Below are 15758 nucleotides of genomic sequence, written 5' to 3' on the forward strand. Positions count from 1 at the left end.
CCACGATGCCCGGGCCGGGCATCACCGCAAGGGCTTCGACACCTCCGCCGCCAGCGGGTCGAGCAGTCGGTTCACCTCCTCGATGCCCTCGGGGGAGCCGAGGTCCGCGAACCCTCGCTCCGGGACCACCTCCAGCGCACCGCAGTGGCAGCCGTCGAAGCGGTCGTGGAACAGCACGTAGGAGTTCTCGGGACGGTTCCGGCGCGACTGCCACACCAGTCCCATCGCTTCGGGCGCCTGAGCACGGATCTCACTCGCCCATCGCCGCGCCTTCGCGTAGCTGCGCTCGTCGTCGAGGAGGTCGGCGGTCCGGCGGACGGCCGCCAGGTCCTTCTCCTCGATCAGCGAGACCACCGTCAGTTCGCACGTCGTCCGCAGCACGCTGAGCGAGCGGCCATGGGCGGCCGCGTACGGGATCGTCCGCTTCGTGCCGTTCCACGCCACGGAACGGAGCATGCTCTCGGCGACGGCCGTCAGCGCGCTGTCGGCCACGTACAGGCTGTGGTACGGATCCAGGGGCGTGCCCTCGAAGCGGCCGCCGTCGAAGTGGATGTCGGCGAGGAGCGGGTTGAACTGGTGGGGCCGGTACTTGGACCTGTGCACCCGCCACAGCTCCGTGCCGGCCGGGATCAGCTTGAAGTTCGGGCGCAGTTCCTCACCGGTCATGGGGAAGAACGTGATCGGGCGCTGCTGGAAGCTCATCACTCCCCCTCCACGAGGGTGGTGGCCGCACCCACGAGCTCGTGATCGGGCAGCCGCCCCAGGAGCGACGCGGGAGCCGCGCCGAGCCAGCTGTTGCCGCCGAGCCACCAGGACGCGGCGCCCCGGGGGTCGATGTCCGCCAGGAGCAGCCGGTTGACCGTGAGGACGACCGGGTGCGGGGTGCCGCCGCCCACGGGGAACTGGAACTCCAGGTAGCGGTCGCCGCGCGGTGGGTCCGGCAGCCTGATCAGTTCGGGTGGCGGCGCGCCACCGCAGCGCGCCGTGGCCTCGGCCGTCGACAGGGCCGGTTCTCGGAGCAACGGATCGGCCGCGCGGTCCTCGCCGGGTGTCGGGTCGGGTGTCGGGTCGGGTGTCGCGCCGGGCGCGGGTACGGGCGCAGTGTCCGGCGTCGGGTCGGGCGCCGCGTCAGGCGACCGGTCGGGCGTCGGAGCCGGTTCCGCGGCGGCCGTCGAGACCGCGGCCAGCAGATCGACCAGCGTCAGCGCCTCCGTCACGGTCGCGGGACCGGGGGGCGCGGCGACCAGGCGTACGCCGTCGAGCGCGGCGCGTACCGGATGGTCGAACGGCAGTGGCCGCAGGGCGAGTCTGACGCCCTGGAGCGCCCTGCGGACCGCCATGACCTCGTCCGGCGGCGCGGCGGCGAGTGCGCGCAGCCGGGTCAGCAGCAGCGCGTGCTGTTCGTCGTTCAGCGCCGCACGAATGGACTCCCGGTGCTCGCCGATCAGGGCGAGCAACGGCTCCGCGGACGGTCCGCGGCCCTCCTCGTTCATGGTGTCCCTTCCGCTGTGGTCGTGAGGCTCGCCCCGGGGTGTCCCTGATGGATGAAGGCGGCCCAGTGCGAGGTCCGTTCCAGTCCCTGCCGCTGTGACTCCCGGAGCAACTCGCCGTGCAGCGAGCCCGGGTTGCGACGGTGCGGGTCGAGCATCCACATCTGCGCGGCCCGCAGGGCGTCCACGGGGCTCAGCCCGTCGACGGCCAGGTGGTGGTGGAACACCGCCATCAGCAGCGCCGAAGCGCCGTCCGGGGCCAGCCATCGGGAGCCCACGACGTCCCGCGCTCCGGCCGCGACGAACGCCGTGGTGAGGGTCAGCGCCTCGTCGTGGTCCCGCTTGCTCAGATCGGTCTGACAGGCACTCAGGACGACCAAAGGGCCGCCCGTGGAGCCCTGTTGCTCCTCGCGGTCGAGCAGGCGCGTCACCGTCAGCGGAGCCGGTGTGCCCCGCACGTCGGCCGCCAGGTCCAGGGCGGAGACCGTGGGGCGGATGCCGGCCTTCCCGTGCGAGACCACGTGCAGCAGGGAGGTGTCGTCGGCGAGGAAGCCAAGGACGGCCTCGGGTGTGGCGGGCGGCAGCTCGCCGATCTCCGCCTCGTAGAGCGCTCCGCACACCCGTGCGTCCGGGTAATGGGCGTCCCGCAGTGCGGTGACCTCGGTGTCGGCGTAGTGCAGGCTCATCGTCGGGTCGGCCACGAGGACGGGGGCGGCGGCCGGATCCCTCGGGGTACGTCCGAGCGTCCGCAGGAACTGGCTCCCGGAGGCGGCGTAACTGATGACCGCGGCCTGGCAGAGGCGGTCGTGCGGGGCGTCGGCGGGGAAGCGCGCGGCGTGCCACGGGACGATGCCCAGACGCCCGCAGGGGACCAGGACGACGCGGAGCGGCCGGTCCTCCCAGGCGTCGTCCTCCGCCTCCATCCGCTTCTCGATTCCGGCGAGGACCGGGCCGAGCGCTTCGAACGCCCAGCCGCACAGCTCTTCCAGGGCCTCCTCCCAGGGCTGGGTGAGAGAGGCGTCGTCCGGGTCGAGGTCACGAGCCGCGGCCGCTTCCACGTACCGCGCCAGCGGACCGTCCTCGCCGTCGCGGAGCAGCGGCAGGGCGCCCGCACCCGCCCCGAGCCGCGGCCCCACCGCGATCACCAGTCCCGGGCCCTGGTGGTCGCCGGCCACCAGGTAGAGCAGGACGTCCGCACCCGCCTCGGCGAGCCCGTCCGCGAGCTCACCGAGCGTGGGCGTCCCCAGCAGGCCGCCCTCCTGCCGGTAGCCGAGGGCGTCGAGGGCCTGGCGGCGCAAGGTGCTGGGCAGGAGTCCCGGAACCTCTGCCGCGCCCTCCGCGTCTCCGCGCGCGCCGGCCGCCTCCCGCCAGGCCCGCGCGAGATCCCCGTACCCGGCGGCGTCCAGACGCTCGGGCACCGCCGACGCGATGGCGGCGCCCTGGAGGACCAGGGCACGGCCCAGCTCCAGGGCGGCCACGGACTTGTGCAGATCGCCGTACGAGGCCGCCATCCGCGCCGCCTGTACGCCACGGCTCGCCCCGGTACGAGCGGCCAGCAGCCCGTGCTCGGCGCCCGCCTGGAGGACGACGTCGGCGGCGAGCGCCGACAGCGCCTCCTCGGCGGCGTCCAGGCAGCCGTGGTCGGCCTGGTCGGCCTGGTCGGGGGAGTCGGGGGCAAGGCCGTTGCGCAGGTGGTACGACTCGGCGAGATGCCACAGCGCGTCGGCGGCGACGCGCGGCGCCCTGCCCTCCCGTACGCCCACCCGGAGCCGTTCGAGTTCCGCGATCCGGGCGTCGAGGACCGCGGGGTCCCCGTCGCGGTCGAAGCGTACGCCGAGCGAGAGCGCCGAGGAGTAGAGGTCGTCCATCGAGGCGTCCGGGGGAGGCGGAACGTGGTCGGGGACGGCCGTCCGCTGTCCGGTGAGCACGTCGTGGAGCAGGCGGACGTCCTGCACGCGCGGTGGAGCCGTCGCCTCGGAGAACGGCAGGTCGCTCTCCTCGATGAGGATCGAGGCCCGCTCCATGTACGGCAGGGACCGCGCCAGCAACTCCTTGTCCCGGGTCACCATGCCGAGCGATGCGAGGACAGCGCCTCGTACGGCGTCGACGGCGAATCGGAGCGGATCGCCCTCAGGAGCCGCGGTGTCCAGGGCCACGACCTCGGCCAGGAGGCCCTGGAGCGTGTCGACGTCCTCCGCCTCCCTGGCCGCCGTGGCCCGGTAACAGATGTCCATCGCGCGGCCGACGACCGCGGGGTCGCCCACGCCGTGGGGCAGCGATCCTCGGATGTTCTCCAGGTGTCCGATGATCGTCTGCATATGGGCGTGGCCCGCGGCCGTGTCCTGGTAGGTGCCGCCGACGCTCGGGCTGAGGGAGAGCAGGATCGCCCGCAGGGTCTCCAGTGCGGCCGTCGACCCCACGCCCTCCGGAAGCGGCAGGTCCTGCGCCGAACGCAGCCTGCCGAGAAGCGTGTTGAGGGCCTCGGGGTCACCGCTGCGCAGCAGGGAGTCGAGCCCGTCGGTGGTCGCGTTGACGGCGTCCAGGGCGGTGACCATGTCCCGGAGCGCCTCGGGGGTGAGCGGAGGCCGCGGCATGGGCCCGGGCGTCGGCGTCGGTTCGGGTGCGGGGGGCGGTTCCGTCCCCCGTGGCGTCGGTTCGGGTGCCGGCTCCGGTACCCGACCCGGTTCGGAATCGCGATCGAGCGCGGGCCTCGGCGGCGCCGACCTCAGCCCGGGGCCGGCCTTCGGCGTCGGCTCCGGACCCGGGTCCCGCTCCCACACGGGCCCCGAGTACGCCGTCGGTTGCGGGCCGGGAGACGTCATCGCCCCGAACATCTGGTCCATCATCTGGCGCATCTGATCCGCGAAGGGGCCCCCGGCGGGCATCATGCCGGCCATCAGGTCCGACAACCCCTGCGGGGACGGGGCGACGAGCAGCCCCTGGGCCTGGCGCATCGCTCCGAGCAGCTCCGGCGGCAGGGGCAGTTCGACCGCCTCGTCCATCAGCGTGCCCAGCTCCGTGCCCACGGACATCATCCCGGCGGGGCCGACCCGTTGGACCCAGTCGACGAAGCGGGAGAGGTCGGGCGCCGCCCCGGCGAAGCCCCGCTGCGACTGGATCGGGGAGATGTGGGTGATCAGGAACAGCGCCGCCCACCGCCGGTCCTCCTCGGTCACGAGGGCTCCGAGCGGTGTCGTTCCGTCCCTGGCGTCCCGCAGCAGCCGTTCGGCCCGCTCCCGGTCCGCCTCCGAACCTCCGCCGCTCGTGTGCCGCAAGGTCATCGCACCGGCGAGCCAGACGGTGACCGAGCCGCGCAGGGCCTCGTCATGGTCCAACAGAGCGACGAGCTGCTCCAGTTCGGCGATCGAGGCGTCGGGTGATCGTGGTGACGGCGAGCCGCCACCCAGGGCGGGGAGCTGTGCCTTCACCCGTCCGACGGCGTCCGACACCCAGGCGCGCAGCCCCTGAACGCCACCGCTCTCCTCGCGACTCACCGACAACCCCCACCCTCCCGGGGCCGCGCGCGGCCCGGCACCCGCTCTCGCCGACCTCAGTGGCCCTCAACAGCTTCTGGATCAATCCCACTATGCCGATCCGGAGCGGAGGCCGCCCCGACTTCCCCCGCTTCTCCTCCTTCTCCCCGCCGACGCCCCTCCTCCGATCCGGGCACCCCCAGATCGGCTCGCATCTCCCGCCGCATCTCCCGGAGTTGGGTCCACAGGGCCTCGACCGCCCGATGCGCCGCAGCCGACGAGTCCCCGGGCCGCGGCAGCCCGTCGTCCAGGCGTCGGACCATGCCGTAGACCGCGCCGAGACCATGGCTGACGACACCGGCGTGGTCGAGCACCCGGTCCGGAAGCCGCATCTGGGCCTCCGCGTACACCTGCCGATGGCGGTCGCGCGCGGCGGTGAGCCGCGTGCGTACCGAGGGCAGCTCCGCCTCCCGCTCCAGCGCGTACACCAGGTCGGTGAGCGCCGCCAGATAGTGCCGACCGGAGGTGTTGAGCGCCACGTAGCACGACCACAGCTCCCGCGCCTCGGCGCGCCGGTCCCATGCCTCGCCGACCCGTTCCAGCTCGCGCTGCCGACTGCGGTCGGCCGCCCGCTGGGTCAACAGCGCGGACATCAGCGTCCCGGCGACGCCGACGACAGCCACCAGCAGAGCGGTCAGCACGCCGATGTCCACGCTGTCTCCCTCCTCGTTCCCCCGTGCTGCCAGCGAAGCACCGACGGGTGCGCCGGGTGAAGAGCGGAACCGGAGATCGCCCGCCCTTCGCCCTGTTGCCGACCACCGGCGCCGGGAACGGTGGGGGAGGGTGGGTGGTACGGGGGCGCGCAGGTCGAATTCCGGGCAATGAGCGGGAGTTGACCGGCCATCGGATGCTGCGCAGGCCGTGCTGTGGTCATCATGGGCCGCGGTACGACGGGACGGGTTCCACCGTGACGGACGGGGGCGTGGAGACATGGCGGGAGACGAGGACAGCGGCGGTGTCCGGGCCCTGCGGGCCTGGGCGGTCGACGCGAGCGAGCGGGGGGCTCGGCTGATCAGCCTGGGGAGGGAGAGCGGCTCGGTCCCGGCTGAGGAGTTCGAGGGCCTGACCCTCGAACTCCGGCAGCTGCGGGGTCTCCTGGACCACGACCGGTTCCTGCTCGGCAAGATCACGCTCGTCCTGGGTGGCCTGCACGCCATGCGGCACGCCACGGGGCACGGTGGGCCGGACGACCAGGCTGAGGCCCGGCGTCTGCTGAACGAGGCGCGGGATGCGACCACGGCCGCCGGGGAGCGGACGACGGAGGAGGAGCGGCAGTGGGCGGCGATGTTTCTGCTGCTGGCCGAGGCGCCGGCGGGGGCGGGCGGCCCGGCCGGCCCGCAGGGAGACGTCTGGCAGCTGCTCGACCACCTGATGCGGCCGGGTGCGTCGGCGGAGGCCGGGGCCGAGGCGGCGAGGATCGCGGGACTGGCCGCCGAGATCCAGCGGCTGCCGGTGCCGGAGGAGCTGCGGGACCAGCTGGGACGCATGCAGGACGTCCTGGCGTACATGTCGGGGAGCGACTTCTCCGACCCCGAGGAGCTCCTCGCCATGCTGCCTCCCGACTTCCCGATGGGTGACCAGTTGCGGACTCTGCTGGGCCTGCTGCAATCCGGTCCTGGCCCCGTTCCTGGCCGGGGTACCCGCGTCCCGGACCCGGAGGCGCGACCGGCTTTCGCTCCCCGGCCCGACGCCGAGCCGTCGGCGTCCGTCGCTCCCCAGGTCGACGACGAAGCCGAGACCACCGTCGCCGGCGCGTGGCTCGCCTCCTTGATGGGACTGCAGGAAGCCATGCGCACCGGTGATCCCAGGGACCTCGACCGGCTGCTCCAGCGGCTGGGCGCTCAGCACGACAGCCTGCCGGCCGGGCATGAACGGGCTTCCGAGATCGAGAGCCTCATGCGCATGGTTCTCCAGCTGGCGGGGCCCCTGGGTGGCAGCCGGGCCGACAGCGGAGATGCGCGCCACCACACGGCCGCCATCGGCGAGCACTTCGCGAGATGGGCGGCGGACGATGCCGGGGTGGAGCACATCACGGTCGCGGTCCGCGCAGGCGAACTGCTCATGCGACTCCAGGCGGAGGAGGAGGCCGAGGACGACGAGGAGCACATGCGACTGGTGGGCGAACTGGACTCACTCGAACGCGCCACGCCCCCCGCGCATCCCTTCCGCTGGCTGGTGCAGCTCGCCCACGGGTCTGGCGTCAGGTCGGTCGGCGAGCGTACCGGCGACACCGAGATGATCGTGCGCGGTCTGGCACAGCAGGAGGCGGCCGTCGAGGCCGCGCTCGCGGCGGACGTCGGACTTCCCGCGGATCAGTTCGTCTCCCTCCGCGAAGCCTTCCAGGCCTCGCGCGCCGTTCTCTTGGAGGATCCGGAGCTGATGCCCAACCCCGTGGCGCCCGGTCCGAACGCCTCGACGGGCACGCGGTATGCCGCCGCGCTCACGGCGACCCTCCGGTACTCCACCACTCGGGACCCGTCCGATCTGGAGGCTGCGATCGCGGAACTGGAACAGGTCCGCGACGACATCCGGCGGGGCGGGTCGCCGCAGCTCGGCTTTCCCGCGCTGTGGCAGCTCGCCGAGAACTACCGTCTCCGCCTGGGCCGCACCGCGGACCCGGCGGACCGGGTCGCCGCCACCGACACGGCCCTGGAGTCACTTCAGGCGCTCGCCGCCGACGTGGTCCTTCAGGAGGGGCCCGACCACGGCCTGTTGGCCGCCCGGTTCGGGATCGACCGCGGGGTGCGGGCCGCCCGGTGGGCCGCCGCCGAGGGCCGGGTCGAGGATGCGGTCGCCGCGCTGGAACTGGGCCGGGCTCTGGTGCTGCAGGCGGCGTCCACCTCACGGGCCGTACCGGACCTGCTGGAATCCCGTGGACACCACGACCTCGCGGAGGAATGGCGAGCGGCGGACCGTGGCGCGGGCGGGTTGGTGCGCAACGGATCGGGAGTGCCGGCCGGACCGGGAATCCCGAGCGGCGCGGTGCCGGGCTTCGTCACCAGGGAACTGTCCAGTTCCCTGCGCCGCCGTGCCCTGAAGACCCTGGGCGACCGGGAGCCGGGTGGTGCCCTGTTCCGTACGCCCACGGTCGACGACCTCAAGGCCGGTCTTGCCGAGGCCGACGCGGACGCGCTGGTCTACCTGCTCGCCGGGGAGGACGCCACGCCCGGCCTCGCGGTCGTCCTGGGCCCTGACATGGGCACGGGGGTACGGGCGCTCCCTCTCCTCTCGACGGAGGAAAGCGGCCCCCTGGAGCGCTATCTCGACGCCACGGCCGCCCACCAGGAGCGTCTCGGTGATCCCGAGGCCGAACAGGCCTGGGAGGAGGCGCTCTCCGAGCTCTGCGACTGGTCGACGCAGGCGGTGATCATCCCGGTCATGACCGGGATCGCGGAGCGCCTCGCCGCCAATGAGGACCGGCGCAAGGACCGCCCTGGTCCGCCCAGGATCGTGCTCGTGCCCTGCGGCCGCCTCGGGATCATCCCCTGGCACGCCGGACGCCTGCCCGCCGAGGCGCCCCACGACTACGTCTGCGAGATCGTCGTGGTCAGCTACGCGGCGTCCGGACGTCAATTCCTGGACACCGTACGGCGGGCCCGGCGAGCTCCGAGGGCCGCACCCGTCATGGTGGCCGACCCGACCATGACCCTGCCGTTCGTGGAACTGGAGGTCACGGCGCTCCAGCAGTCCCTGTATCCGAAGGCCCGGCTGTACGGAGAGTTCTACGAACCGCCCGTCGACCCGGTGGCGGTCGGCACTCCGGACGACGTCCTTGCCGCGCTCGCCGCCGGTCCCTCCGTGCTCCACGTGGCGTGCCACGGCTCGGCCGGCACCAGCCCGACCGCGTCGGCCCTGCGCCTGGCGCCGGAGGAGGGCGGAGCGCCGGGGCGGGGGACCGCGGGGCTGCTGACCGTCGCGCGGCTGCTCGACCGCCCGGCGGGCGAACAGGAGGCCACGGACGGGCCGTTGGTCGTGCTCAGTGCCTGCGAGACGGACCTGAGCAAGCGGGACCACGACGAGGCGCTCACGCTGACGACCGCCTTCGTGGCGAGCGGCGCGAGGGACGTCGTGGGGTCTCGTTGGGCGACCCAGGACTCGGCCGCGGCGCTGATGATGGCCGTCTTCCACCACTACGTGGCGGTCGAGGGGCTGACCCCCGCCGACGCGCTCCAGGGCGCGCAGCGGTGGATGCTCGACCCGGAGCGGCAGAACCCGGGATCGCTCAGCGCCGAACTGCTCGAAGAACTGGAGGGCGTCGGACCGGAGTTGCACCGCCCGGCGGCCTGGGCCGCCTTCATCCACCAGGGCCATCCGGGGCCGTCGGTCACGGTGCGCAGGTGCCGGTGCACCGACGCGTGACCGGCCGACGGTCACGTGCCCGACGGGTGACCGTCGGGCACACGGATCGGCACACGGATCGGCACGCTGATCCGCCCGTCGGTCAGGACCCCACCCGGTGCTGGAGAGCCGGTTGCCAGGTGGGGATCGGGTCCTCGGGGGTGGGGTCGGTGTGGCGGCCGCCTCGGGTGAAGAAGGCTTCGAGGGGGAGGATCGCCGCGCCCACCGTGACCGCGTCCGGGCCCAGGGTGCCCAGTTCGATGCGGGTCCGCTCGGCCGGGTAGCGCAGGGCGAAGGCGGCCGCGTGGGGCTTGACCGTCTCCAGGAAGCGGTTGCCGAGCTGGAGGCCCGCCCAGCCGCCGACGAGGATGCGCTCGGGCTGGAAGAGGTTGATCAGGTCGGCGAAGCCCGCGCCCAGGTACTCGGCGGTCTCCTCGAGGACGGCGAGCGCCGTCGCGTCGGGCTCCGCGGCCGAGCCGTCCGGCGGGTAGGCGGCGGCCAGCATCGCGGTCAGCGCGGTCTCCTCGTCGGCCCCCGTCGGTGGACGCCCGCCCGCCTCCCGCCAGCGCTCCAGGAGCGCCTCCGCGCCCGCGTACGCCTCCAGGCAGCCCTGGGAACCGCAGCGGCAGCGGCGCCCCCTGACCCGTACCGTCAGATGGCCCCACTCGATCGCCCGGCCCGACTCCGTGCCCTCGCCGATCACGCACGCGCCGACACCCGAGCCGAAGAGCACGACCACGGCGTCGGTCGCCCCGCGCCCCGCGCCGAACCACATCTCGGCCTGGCCGAGCGTCTTGGAACCGTTGTCGATGAGGTACGGCACGCTCGCGGGCACCGCGCCCGTCTCCCGGAGCAGCCGCTCCAGCGGGACGGCGTCCCAGCCGGTGGTCTGGCCGTGCACCACCGCACCGTCCTCGGGCGTGTGCGCGACGATGCCGGGGACACCGACGCCGACGCCGAGCAGCCGCTCCGCGGGCACGTCCGCCGCGCGGAGCACCTCGGCGATGCCGTCGCGGACGTGCCCGACCACGATGGAGACCTCGTACCGGCCGTGCGGGCCCGGTCCTTCGGCGGACAGGGGGCGCTCCACACGGGCGAGTTCGGTGAGGGCGAGGTCGAAGAGCTCCACCCGGATCCGGGTCTCGCCGACGTCGACGCCGATCATGCAGCCGCTGCCGGGGCGGACGCGCAGCAGGGTCCGCGGGCGGCCGCCCGCGGAGTCGACGCTGCCGGCCTCCTCCACCAGACCCTCGGCCAGCAGTTCGCCGACCACGTTGCTGACCGAGCCCGAGCTCAGGCCCGTCGCGGGACCGAGCGCGAGACGGCTCTGCGGCCCGTCGAAATACAGTCGCCGCAAGACGGCGGTGCGGTTCTCCCGCCGCAGGTCACGCACCGTACGGCTGCTCTTCGCTCGCACTCTGCCCCCACTTCCTGAAGTACCTGATCGCAAGATACCCCTGCCGGGGCCCTTGACGCGACCTTCTCTCGGCATTTAACTCACGTCCTAAATTAAGCCGGGAGGGTGCGGGGCGGGCGTGGGACGTCGCGCAGCCCCGCGTGCCACCCCGGACTCCGTCACCTCCCGAAAGGGCCTTGAGGAGCCATGCGCAGAATCAGAGCCGCGGTCACCGGTGCCGTCACTCTCTCCCTCGTCCTCACCGCCGCCGCCTGCGGAGGCGGCACCTCCGACGGTTCCGGCGGTGACTCCCAGCCGAAGACGCTCACGTACTGGGCCTCCAACCAGGGCTCCAGCATCGAGGTCGACAAGAAGGTCCTGCAGCCCGAACTCGACAAGTTCGAGCAGGAGACGGGCATCAAGGTGAAGCTGGAGGTCGTGCCCTGGTCCGACCTGCTCAACCGGATCCTCACCGCCACCACCTCCGGCCAGGGCCCCGACGTCCTCAACATAGGCAACACCTGGAGCGCGTCGCTCCAGTCCACCGGCGCCCTGCTGCCCTGGGACGACGCGGCCTTCGCGAAGATCGGCGGCAAGGACCGCTTCGTCGAGTCCGCGCTCGGCTCCACCGGCGCCCCCGGCCAGGACCCGGCCGCCGTCCCGCTCTACTCGATGGCCTACGCGCTCTACTACAACAAGAAGATGTTCAAGGACGCCGGCATCGAGAAGCCCCCGGCGACCTGGGACGAGCTCACCGCCACCGGCAAGCGGCTGAGCAAGGACGGCAAGTGGGCCATCGGAGTCGAGGGCTCCAACCTCTCCAACAACATCCACCAGGTCTTCGTCCTGGGCAAGCAGCACGGGGCCGACTTCTTCACCGCCGACGGCAAGGCCGACTTCACCTCCGACGGGGCCGTCGCCGCCGTCAAGCAGTACGTCGACCTCATGGCCGCCCAGAAGATCGTCGCGCCCGGCAACGCGGAGTACGCGCAGAACCAGTCGCTCAGCGACTTCGCCAAGGACAAGACGGCCATGGTCCTGTGGCAGACCCCCTCGCAGACCTTCGCCTCCCAGGGCATGACCGAGGACGAGTGGGGCGTGGCCCCCGCGCCGGTCCCCTCCGGCACGCCCGGCCAGGGCACCTCCGTCAACTCCATGGTCGCCGGCATCAACCTGGCCGTCTTCAAGAACACCAAGAACCTCGACGGCGCCACCAAGTTCGTGAAGTTCCTGACCAGCGACGCCGAGCAGAAGACCCTCAACCAGGCCTACGGCTCCGTCCCGCCGGTCAAGGGCGCACAGGCGGACCCCGCCTTCGACACCCCGTCGCTCAAGGTCATCCGCGACACCCTCGCCACCAGCGCCTCCGCCCTGCCGCAGGTTCCCGAGGAGTCCCAGTTCGAGACCGTCGTCGGCACCGCGGTCAAGGAGCTGTTCGCCGACGCCGCGGCCGGCCGGCCCGTCACCACCGAGTCCGTGAAGGCCGCCCTCGAAAAGGCCCAGCAGCAGATGCCCAAGAAGTAGCCGCGGACGGAACCCTGATGACCTCCACCGTCACCACGAGCCAGGAGGGACGGCGGACGGCACGGCTCGGCGTGCGGAAGACCCCGTCCGGAGAGGCGCGCCCACCGCGCCGCCGCTCCGGACGGCTGCGCCGCGTCTCACTGCCGTACCTGCTGCTCCTGCCCGCCCTCGCCCTCGAACTCCTCGTCCACCTCGTGCCGATGGTCATCGGCATCGCCATGAGCTTCAAGGAGCTCACCCAGTTCACCATCCGGAACTGGGGCGACGCGCCCTGGGCCGGCCTCGACAACTACACGCTCTCCATCGACTTCGACGCCCCCGTCGGGCAGGCGCTGCTGAAGTCCTTCGTGACCACCTGCCTGTTCACCGTCGCGTCCGTGGGCCTGTGCTGGCTGCTCGGCACCGCCGCCGCCGTCTTCCTGCAGGAGTCCTTCCGCGGCCGCGGCCTGCTGCGCGCGCTCTTCCTCGTGCCGTACGCGCTGCCCGTCTACGCCGCCGTCATCACCTGGGCGTTCATGTTCCAGCGCGACAACGGGCTGATCAACCACGTCCTGCACGACCAGCTCGGCATCGGCGAGAGCCCCGCCTTCTGGCTCATCGGCGACAACAGCTTCTGGGCGCTGCTCGTCGTCTCCGTCTGGAAGGGCTGGCCGTTCGCCTTCCTCATCGTCATGGCCGGCCTGCAGAACATCCCGCGCGAGCTGTACGAGGCCGCCGCGCTGGACGGCGCCGGAGTGTGGAAGCAGATCAGACACATCACCCTGGCCTCGCTGCGACCGGTCAACCAGATCCTCGTCCTCGTCCTGTTCCTGTGGACCTTCAACGACTTCAACACACCGTTCGTGCTCTTCGGCAAGGCGGCTCCCGAGGCCGCCGACCTGATCTCCCTCCACATCTACCAGTCCTCGTTCCAGACCTGGAACTTCGGCACCGGCTCGGCGATGTCCGTCCTGCTGCTGCTCTTCCTGCTCCTTGTAACGGGCGTCTACCTGGTGCTCACCGGCCGAGGAAGGAAGACCGGCGATGTCTGAACCCGCCGCGCGGCGCACACCGCGCTCCCCGATGGCCGCGCCCCGCTCGTTCCTCTGGACCCGGCGGATCTTCCTCACCCTCCTCACCGGCTTCGTCCTGCTGCCGGTGTACGTGATGGTCTCCAGCTCCCTGAAGCCGCTGGAGGACGTCTCGGAGAAGTTCCAGTGGATCCCCAGCGGGCTCACCTTCCGGCCGTACCTCGACATCTGGCAGACCGTCCCGCTGGCCGACTACTTCGTGAACTCCCTCGTCGTGGCCGGAGCCGCGACCGTCTGCTCCGTGGTCGTCGCCGTCTTCGCGGCGTACGCGGTCAGCCGGTACGGCTTCCGGGGCAAGCGGGTCTTCACCGTGACCGTGCTCTCCACCCAGATGTTCCCCGGCATCCTCTTCCTGCTGCCGCTGTTCCTCATCTACGTCAACATCGGCAACGCCACCGGGATCGCCCTCTTCGGCTCGCGGGGCGGGCTGATCCTGACGTACCTCACCTTCTTGCTGCCGTTCTCCATCTGGATGCTGATCGGCTACTTCGACTCGATCCCGCGCGATCTGGACGAGGCGGCCAAGGTTGACGGCTGCGGCCCGCTCGGCGCCCTGTTCCGGGTGATCGTCCCCGCGGCGATCCCGGGCATCGTCGCCGTCGCCGTCTACGCGTTCATGACCGCCTGGGGCGAGGTCCTGTTCGCCTCGGTGATGACCAACGACACCACCCGCACCCTCGCCGTCGGCCTCCAGGGCTACGCCACCCAGAACGACGTGTACTGGAACCAGGTCATGGCGGCCTCCCTCGTCGTGAGCGTCCCCGTCGTCGCCGGCTTCCTGCTGCTCCAGCGCTACCTCGTCGCCGGTCTCACCGCGGGTGCGGTCAAGTGACGGCCCCGTACTCCGAGTTCCCGCCGATCTTCCCGACGATCTCTGAGAGGTCCCCCGTGTCCGAACCCACCGACGCCCGCACGCCCTCGGCGCTCGACCTGGGCGCCTTCCCCGCCGGCTTCTCCTGGGGCACCGCGACCTCCGCCTACCAGATCGAGGGCGCCGTGGCCGAGGACGGCAGGGGCCCCTCCATCTGGGACACCTTCTCCCACGCCCCGGGCGCCGTCGACAACGACGACCACGGCGACATCGCCTGCGACCACTACCACCGCTGGCCCGAGGACATCGCCCTGATGCGCCGCCTCGGCGTCGACGCCTACCGGCTCTCGATCGCCTGGCCCCGCGTCCTGCCGAGTGGCGACGGCCCCCTCAACGCGCCGGGCCTCGACTTCTACGACCGGCTCGTCGACGGCCTGCTCGATGCCGGGATCACCCCCTCGGTCACCCTCTACCACTGGGACCTGCCGCAGGCCCTGCAGGACCGGGGCGGCTGGGCCGAGCGGGAGACCGCCGAGCACTTCGCCCGGTACGCCGAGATCGTCGCCGGCCGCCTCGGCGACCGTGTCACCCAGTGGGCCACCCTCAACGAGCCGCTCTGCTCTGCCTGGATCGGCCACCTCGAAGGGCGCATGGCACCCGGCCTGACCGACCTCACCGCCGCCGTCCGGGCCTCCTACCACCTGCTCCTCGGCCACGGCCTCGCCGCGCAGGCACTCCGCGCCGCCGCCCCCGCCGCCGAGGTCGGCATCGTCACCAACCACTCGACCGTGGCGCCCGCCTCCACCCGGCCCGAGGACATCGCCGCCGCCACCCGCATGGACGGCCACACCAACCGCTGGTGGCTCGACCCCGTGTACGGCCGGGGCTTCCCCGCGGACCTGCGCGAGCTCTACGGCGTCGAGCTGCCCGAACGGCCGGGCGACCTCGACACGATCGCCGCCCCGCTCGACTGGCACGGCGTCAACTACTACTTCCCCGTCACCGTCGCCGACGACGCCGACGGACCCGTCCCGTACGCCCGCGAGGTACGTCTGCCGGACGTCCCCCGCACCGGCATGGACTGGCAGATCGACGGCGGCGGCCTCGAAGCGCTCCTGATGCGGCTCACCGACGAGTACGGCGCCCGTCGGCTGTACGTGACCGAGAACGGCTCCGCCTTCCCCGACCACGTCGGCCCCGACGGCACGGTCGACGACCCCGAGCGCACCGCCTACCTGGAGGAGCACCTGGCCGCCTGCGCCCGCGCGCTGCGCAAGGGCGCGCCGCTCGTCGGCTACTACGCGTGGTCCCTGCTCGACAACTTCGAGTGGGCCTACGGCTACGACAAGCGCTTCGGCCTCGTCCACGTCGACTACGCCACGCAGCGGCGGACGGTGAAGGGGAGCGGGCGGCGCTACGCGGACATCATCCGCGAGCACCGGGGGCGGAGCGTCTGACCGGGAGGCTGTTCCAGGAGCTCGGGGTGGGGGCCCCCCCCGGGGGGGGGGGCCCCCCCCCCGGGCGGCGGCCGGGGCGGGGGTGGGGGAGGCCCGTGCCCCCCCTCGGGGGGGGCGGCCCCCCGGGGCGGGGGCGGGG

10 protein-coding genes are annotated in these 15758 nt (G+C 72.6%); 5 read left to right on the forward strand and 5 right to left on the reverse strand.

Features of this window, described 5'->3' with window-relative positions; translation table 11 throughout:
• Positions 1 to 21: 21 nt before the first annotated feature.
• The 4 genes from ACF09C_RS07565 to ACF09C_RS07580 are packed head-to-tail and all read right to left on the reverse strand — an operon-like array spanning position 22 to position 5676.
• Positions 22 to 702 (reverse strand): RES family NAD+ phosphorylase, encoded by a 681-nt coding sequence (locus tag ACF09C_RS07565; RefSeq protein ID WP_392089795.1) that lies wholly within the window; start codon positions 700 to 702, stop codon positions 22 to 24.
• A complete protein-coding gene (locus tag ACF09C_RS07570) occupies positions 702 to 1493 on the reverse strand; it encodes a hypothetical protein (protein ID WP_392089797.1) in 792 nt (263 codons plus the stop codon). The genes ACF09C_RS07565 and ACF09C_RS07570 overlap by 1 nt, the downstream gene beginning before the upstream one ends.
• On the reverse strand, positions 1490 to 4984 hold the full coding sequence (locus tag ACF09C_RS07575) for a CHAT domain-containing protein (protein WP_392089799.1): 3495 nt from the start codon (positions 4982 to 4984) through the stop codon (positions 1490 to 1492). The genes ACF09C_RS07570 and ACF09C_RS07575 overlap by 4 nt, the downstream gene beginning before the upstream one ends.
• Before the next feature lie 56 nt (positions 4985 to 5040).
• Positions 5041 to 5676, reverse strand: a complete 636-nt coding sequence (locus tag ACF09C_RS07580; protein WP_392089801.1) for a hypothetical protein — start codon at positions 5674 to 5676, stop codon at positions 5041 to 5043.
• A gap of 277 nt (positions 5677 to 5953) precedes the next feature.
• Here ACF09C_RS07580 and ACF09C_RS07585 point away from each other — a divergent pair, with 277 nt between their 5' ends.
• On the forward strand, positions 5954 to 9382 hold the full coding sequence (locus ACF09C_RS07585) for a CHAT domain-containing protein (RefSeq protein ID WP_392089803.1): 3429 nt from the start codon (positions 5954 to 5956) through the stop codon (positions 9380 to 9382).
• Between the two features lie 82 nt (positions 9383 to 9464).
• Here ACF09C_RS07585 and ACF09C_RS07590 read toward each other — a convergent pair whose 3' ends face one another.
• Positions 9465 to 10778 (reverse strand): ROK family protein, encoded by a 1314-nt coding sequence (locus tag ACF09C_RS07590; RefSeq protein WP_392089805.1) that lies wholly within the window; start codon positions 10776 to 10778, stop codon positions 9465 to 9467.
• 186 nt (positions 10779 to 10964) lie between these two features.
• Here ACF09C_RS07590 and ACF09C_RS07595 point away from each other — a divergent pair, with 186 nt between their 5' ends.
• Genes ACF09C_RS07595 through ACF09C_RS07610 form a run of 4 tightly spaced genes read left to right on the forward strand, consistent with a single transcriptional unit; the run spans position 10965 to position 15619 of the window.
• On the forward strand, positions 10965 to 12281 hold the full coding sequence (locus ACF09C_RS07595) for an extracellular solute-binding protein (RefSeq protein WP_392089807.1): 1317 nt from the start codon (positions 10965 to 10967) through the stop codon (positions 12279 to 12281).
• Between the two features lie 17 nt (positions 12282 to 12298).
• Positions 12299 to 13312: a carbohydrate ABC transporter permease gene (locus ACF09C_RS07600; RefSeq protein ID WP_392089809.1), complete on the forward strand. Its 1014-nt coding sequence runs from the start codon at positions 12299 to 12301 to the stop codon at positions 13310 to 13312.
• A 31-nt stretch (positions 13313 to 13343) separates the two neighbouring features.
• Positions 13344 to 14183, forward strand: a complete 840-nt coding sequence (locus ACF09C_RS07605) for a carbohydrate ABC transporter permease (RefSeq protein WP_392090291.1) — start codon at positions 13344 to 13346, stop codon at positions 14181 to 14183.
• Positions 14184 to 14239: 56 nt separating this feature from the next.
• On the forward strand, positions 14240 to 15619 hold the full coding sequence (locus ACF09C_RS07610) for a GH1 family beta-glucosidase (RefSeq protein ID WP_392089811.1): 1380 nt from the start codon (positions 14240 to 14242) through the stop codon (positions 15617 to 15619).
• The last annotated feature ends 139 nt before the right edge of the window (positions 15620 to 15758 follow it).

The organism is Streptomyces sp. NPDC014870 (assembly GCF_043081505.1).
Lineage (GTDB): Bacteria > Actinomycetota > Actinomycetes > Streptomycetales > Streptomycetaceae > Streptomyces.

Excerpts from the sequence above, each read along its gene's own strand:
- ACF09C_RS07565 (WP_392089795.1), bottom strand. The coding sequence starts at position 702 with ATGAGCTTCCAGCAGCGCCCGATCACGTTCTTCCCCATGACCGGTGAG.
- ACF09C_RS07570 (WP_392089797.1), bottom strand. The coding sequence starts at position 1,493 with ATGAACGAGGAGGGCCGCGGACCGTCCGCGGAGCCGTTGCTCGCCCTG.
- ACF09C_RS07585 (WP_392089803.1), top strand. The coding sequence starts at position 5,954 with ATGGCGGGAGACGAGGACAGCGGCGGTGTCCGGGCCCTGCGGGCCTGG.
- ACF09C_RS07595 (WP_392089807.1), top strand. The coding sequence starts at position 10,965 with ATGCGCAGAATCAGAGCCGCGGTCACCGGTGCCGTCACTCTCTCCCTC.
- ACF09C_RS07600 (WP_392089809.1), top strand. The coding sequence starts at position 12,299 with ATGACCTCCACCGTCACCACGAGCCAGGAGGGACGGCGGACGGCACGG.
- ACF09C_RS07605 (WP_392090291.1), top strand. The coding sequence starts at position 13,344 with ATGGCCGCGCCCCGCTCGTTCCTCTGGACCCGGCGGATCTTCCTCACC.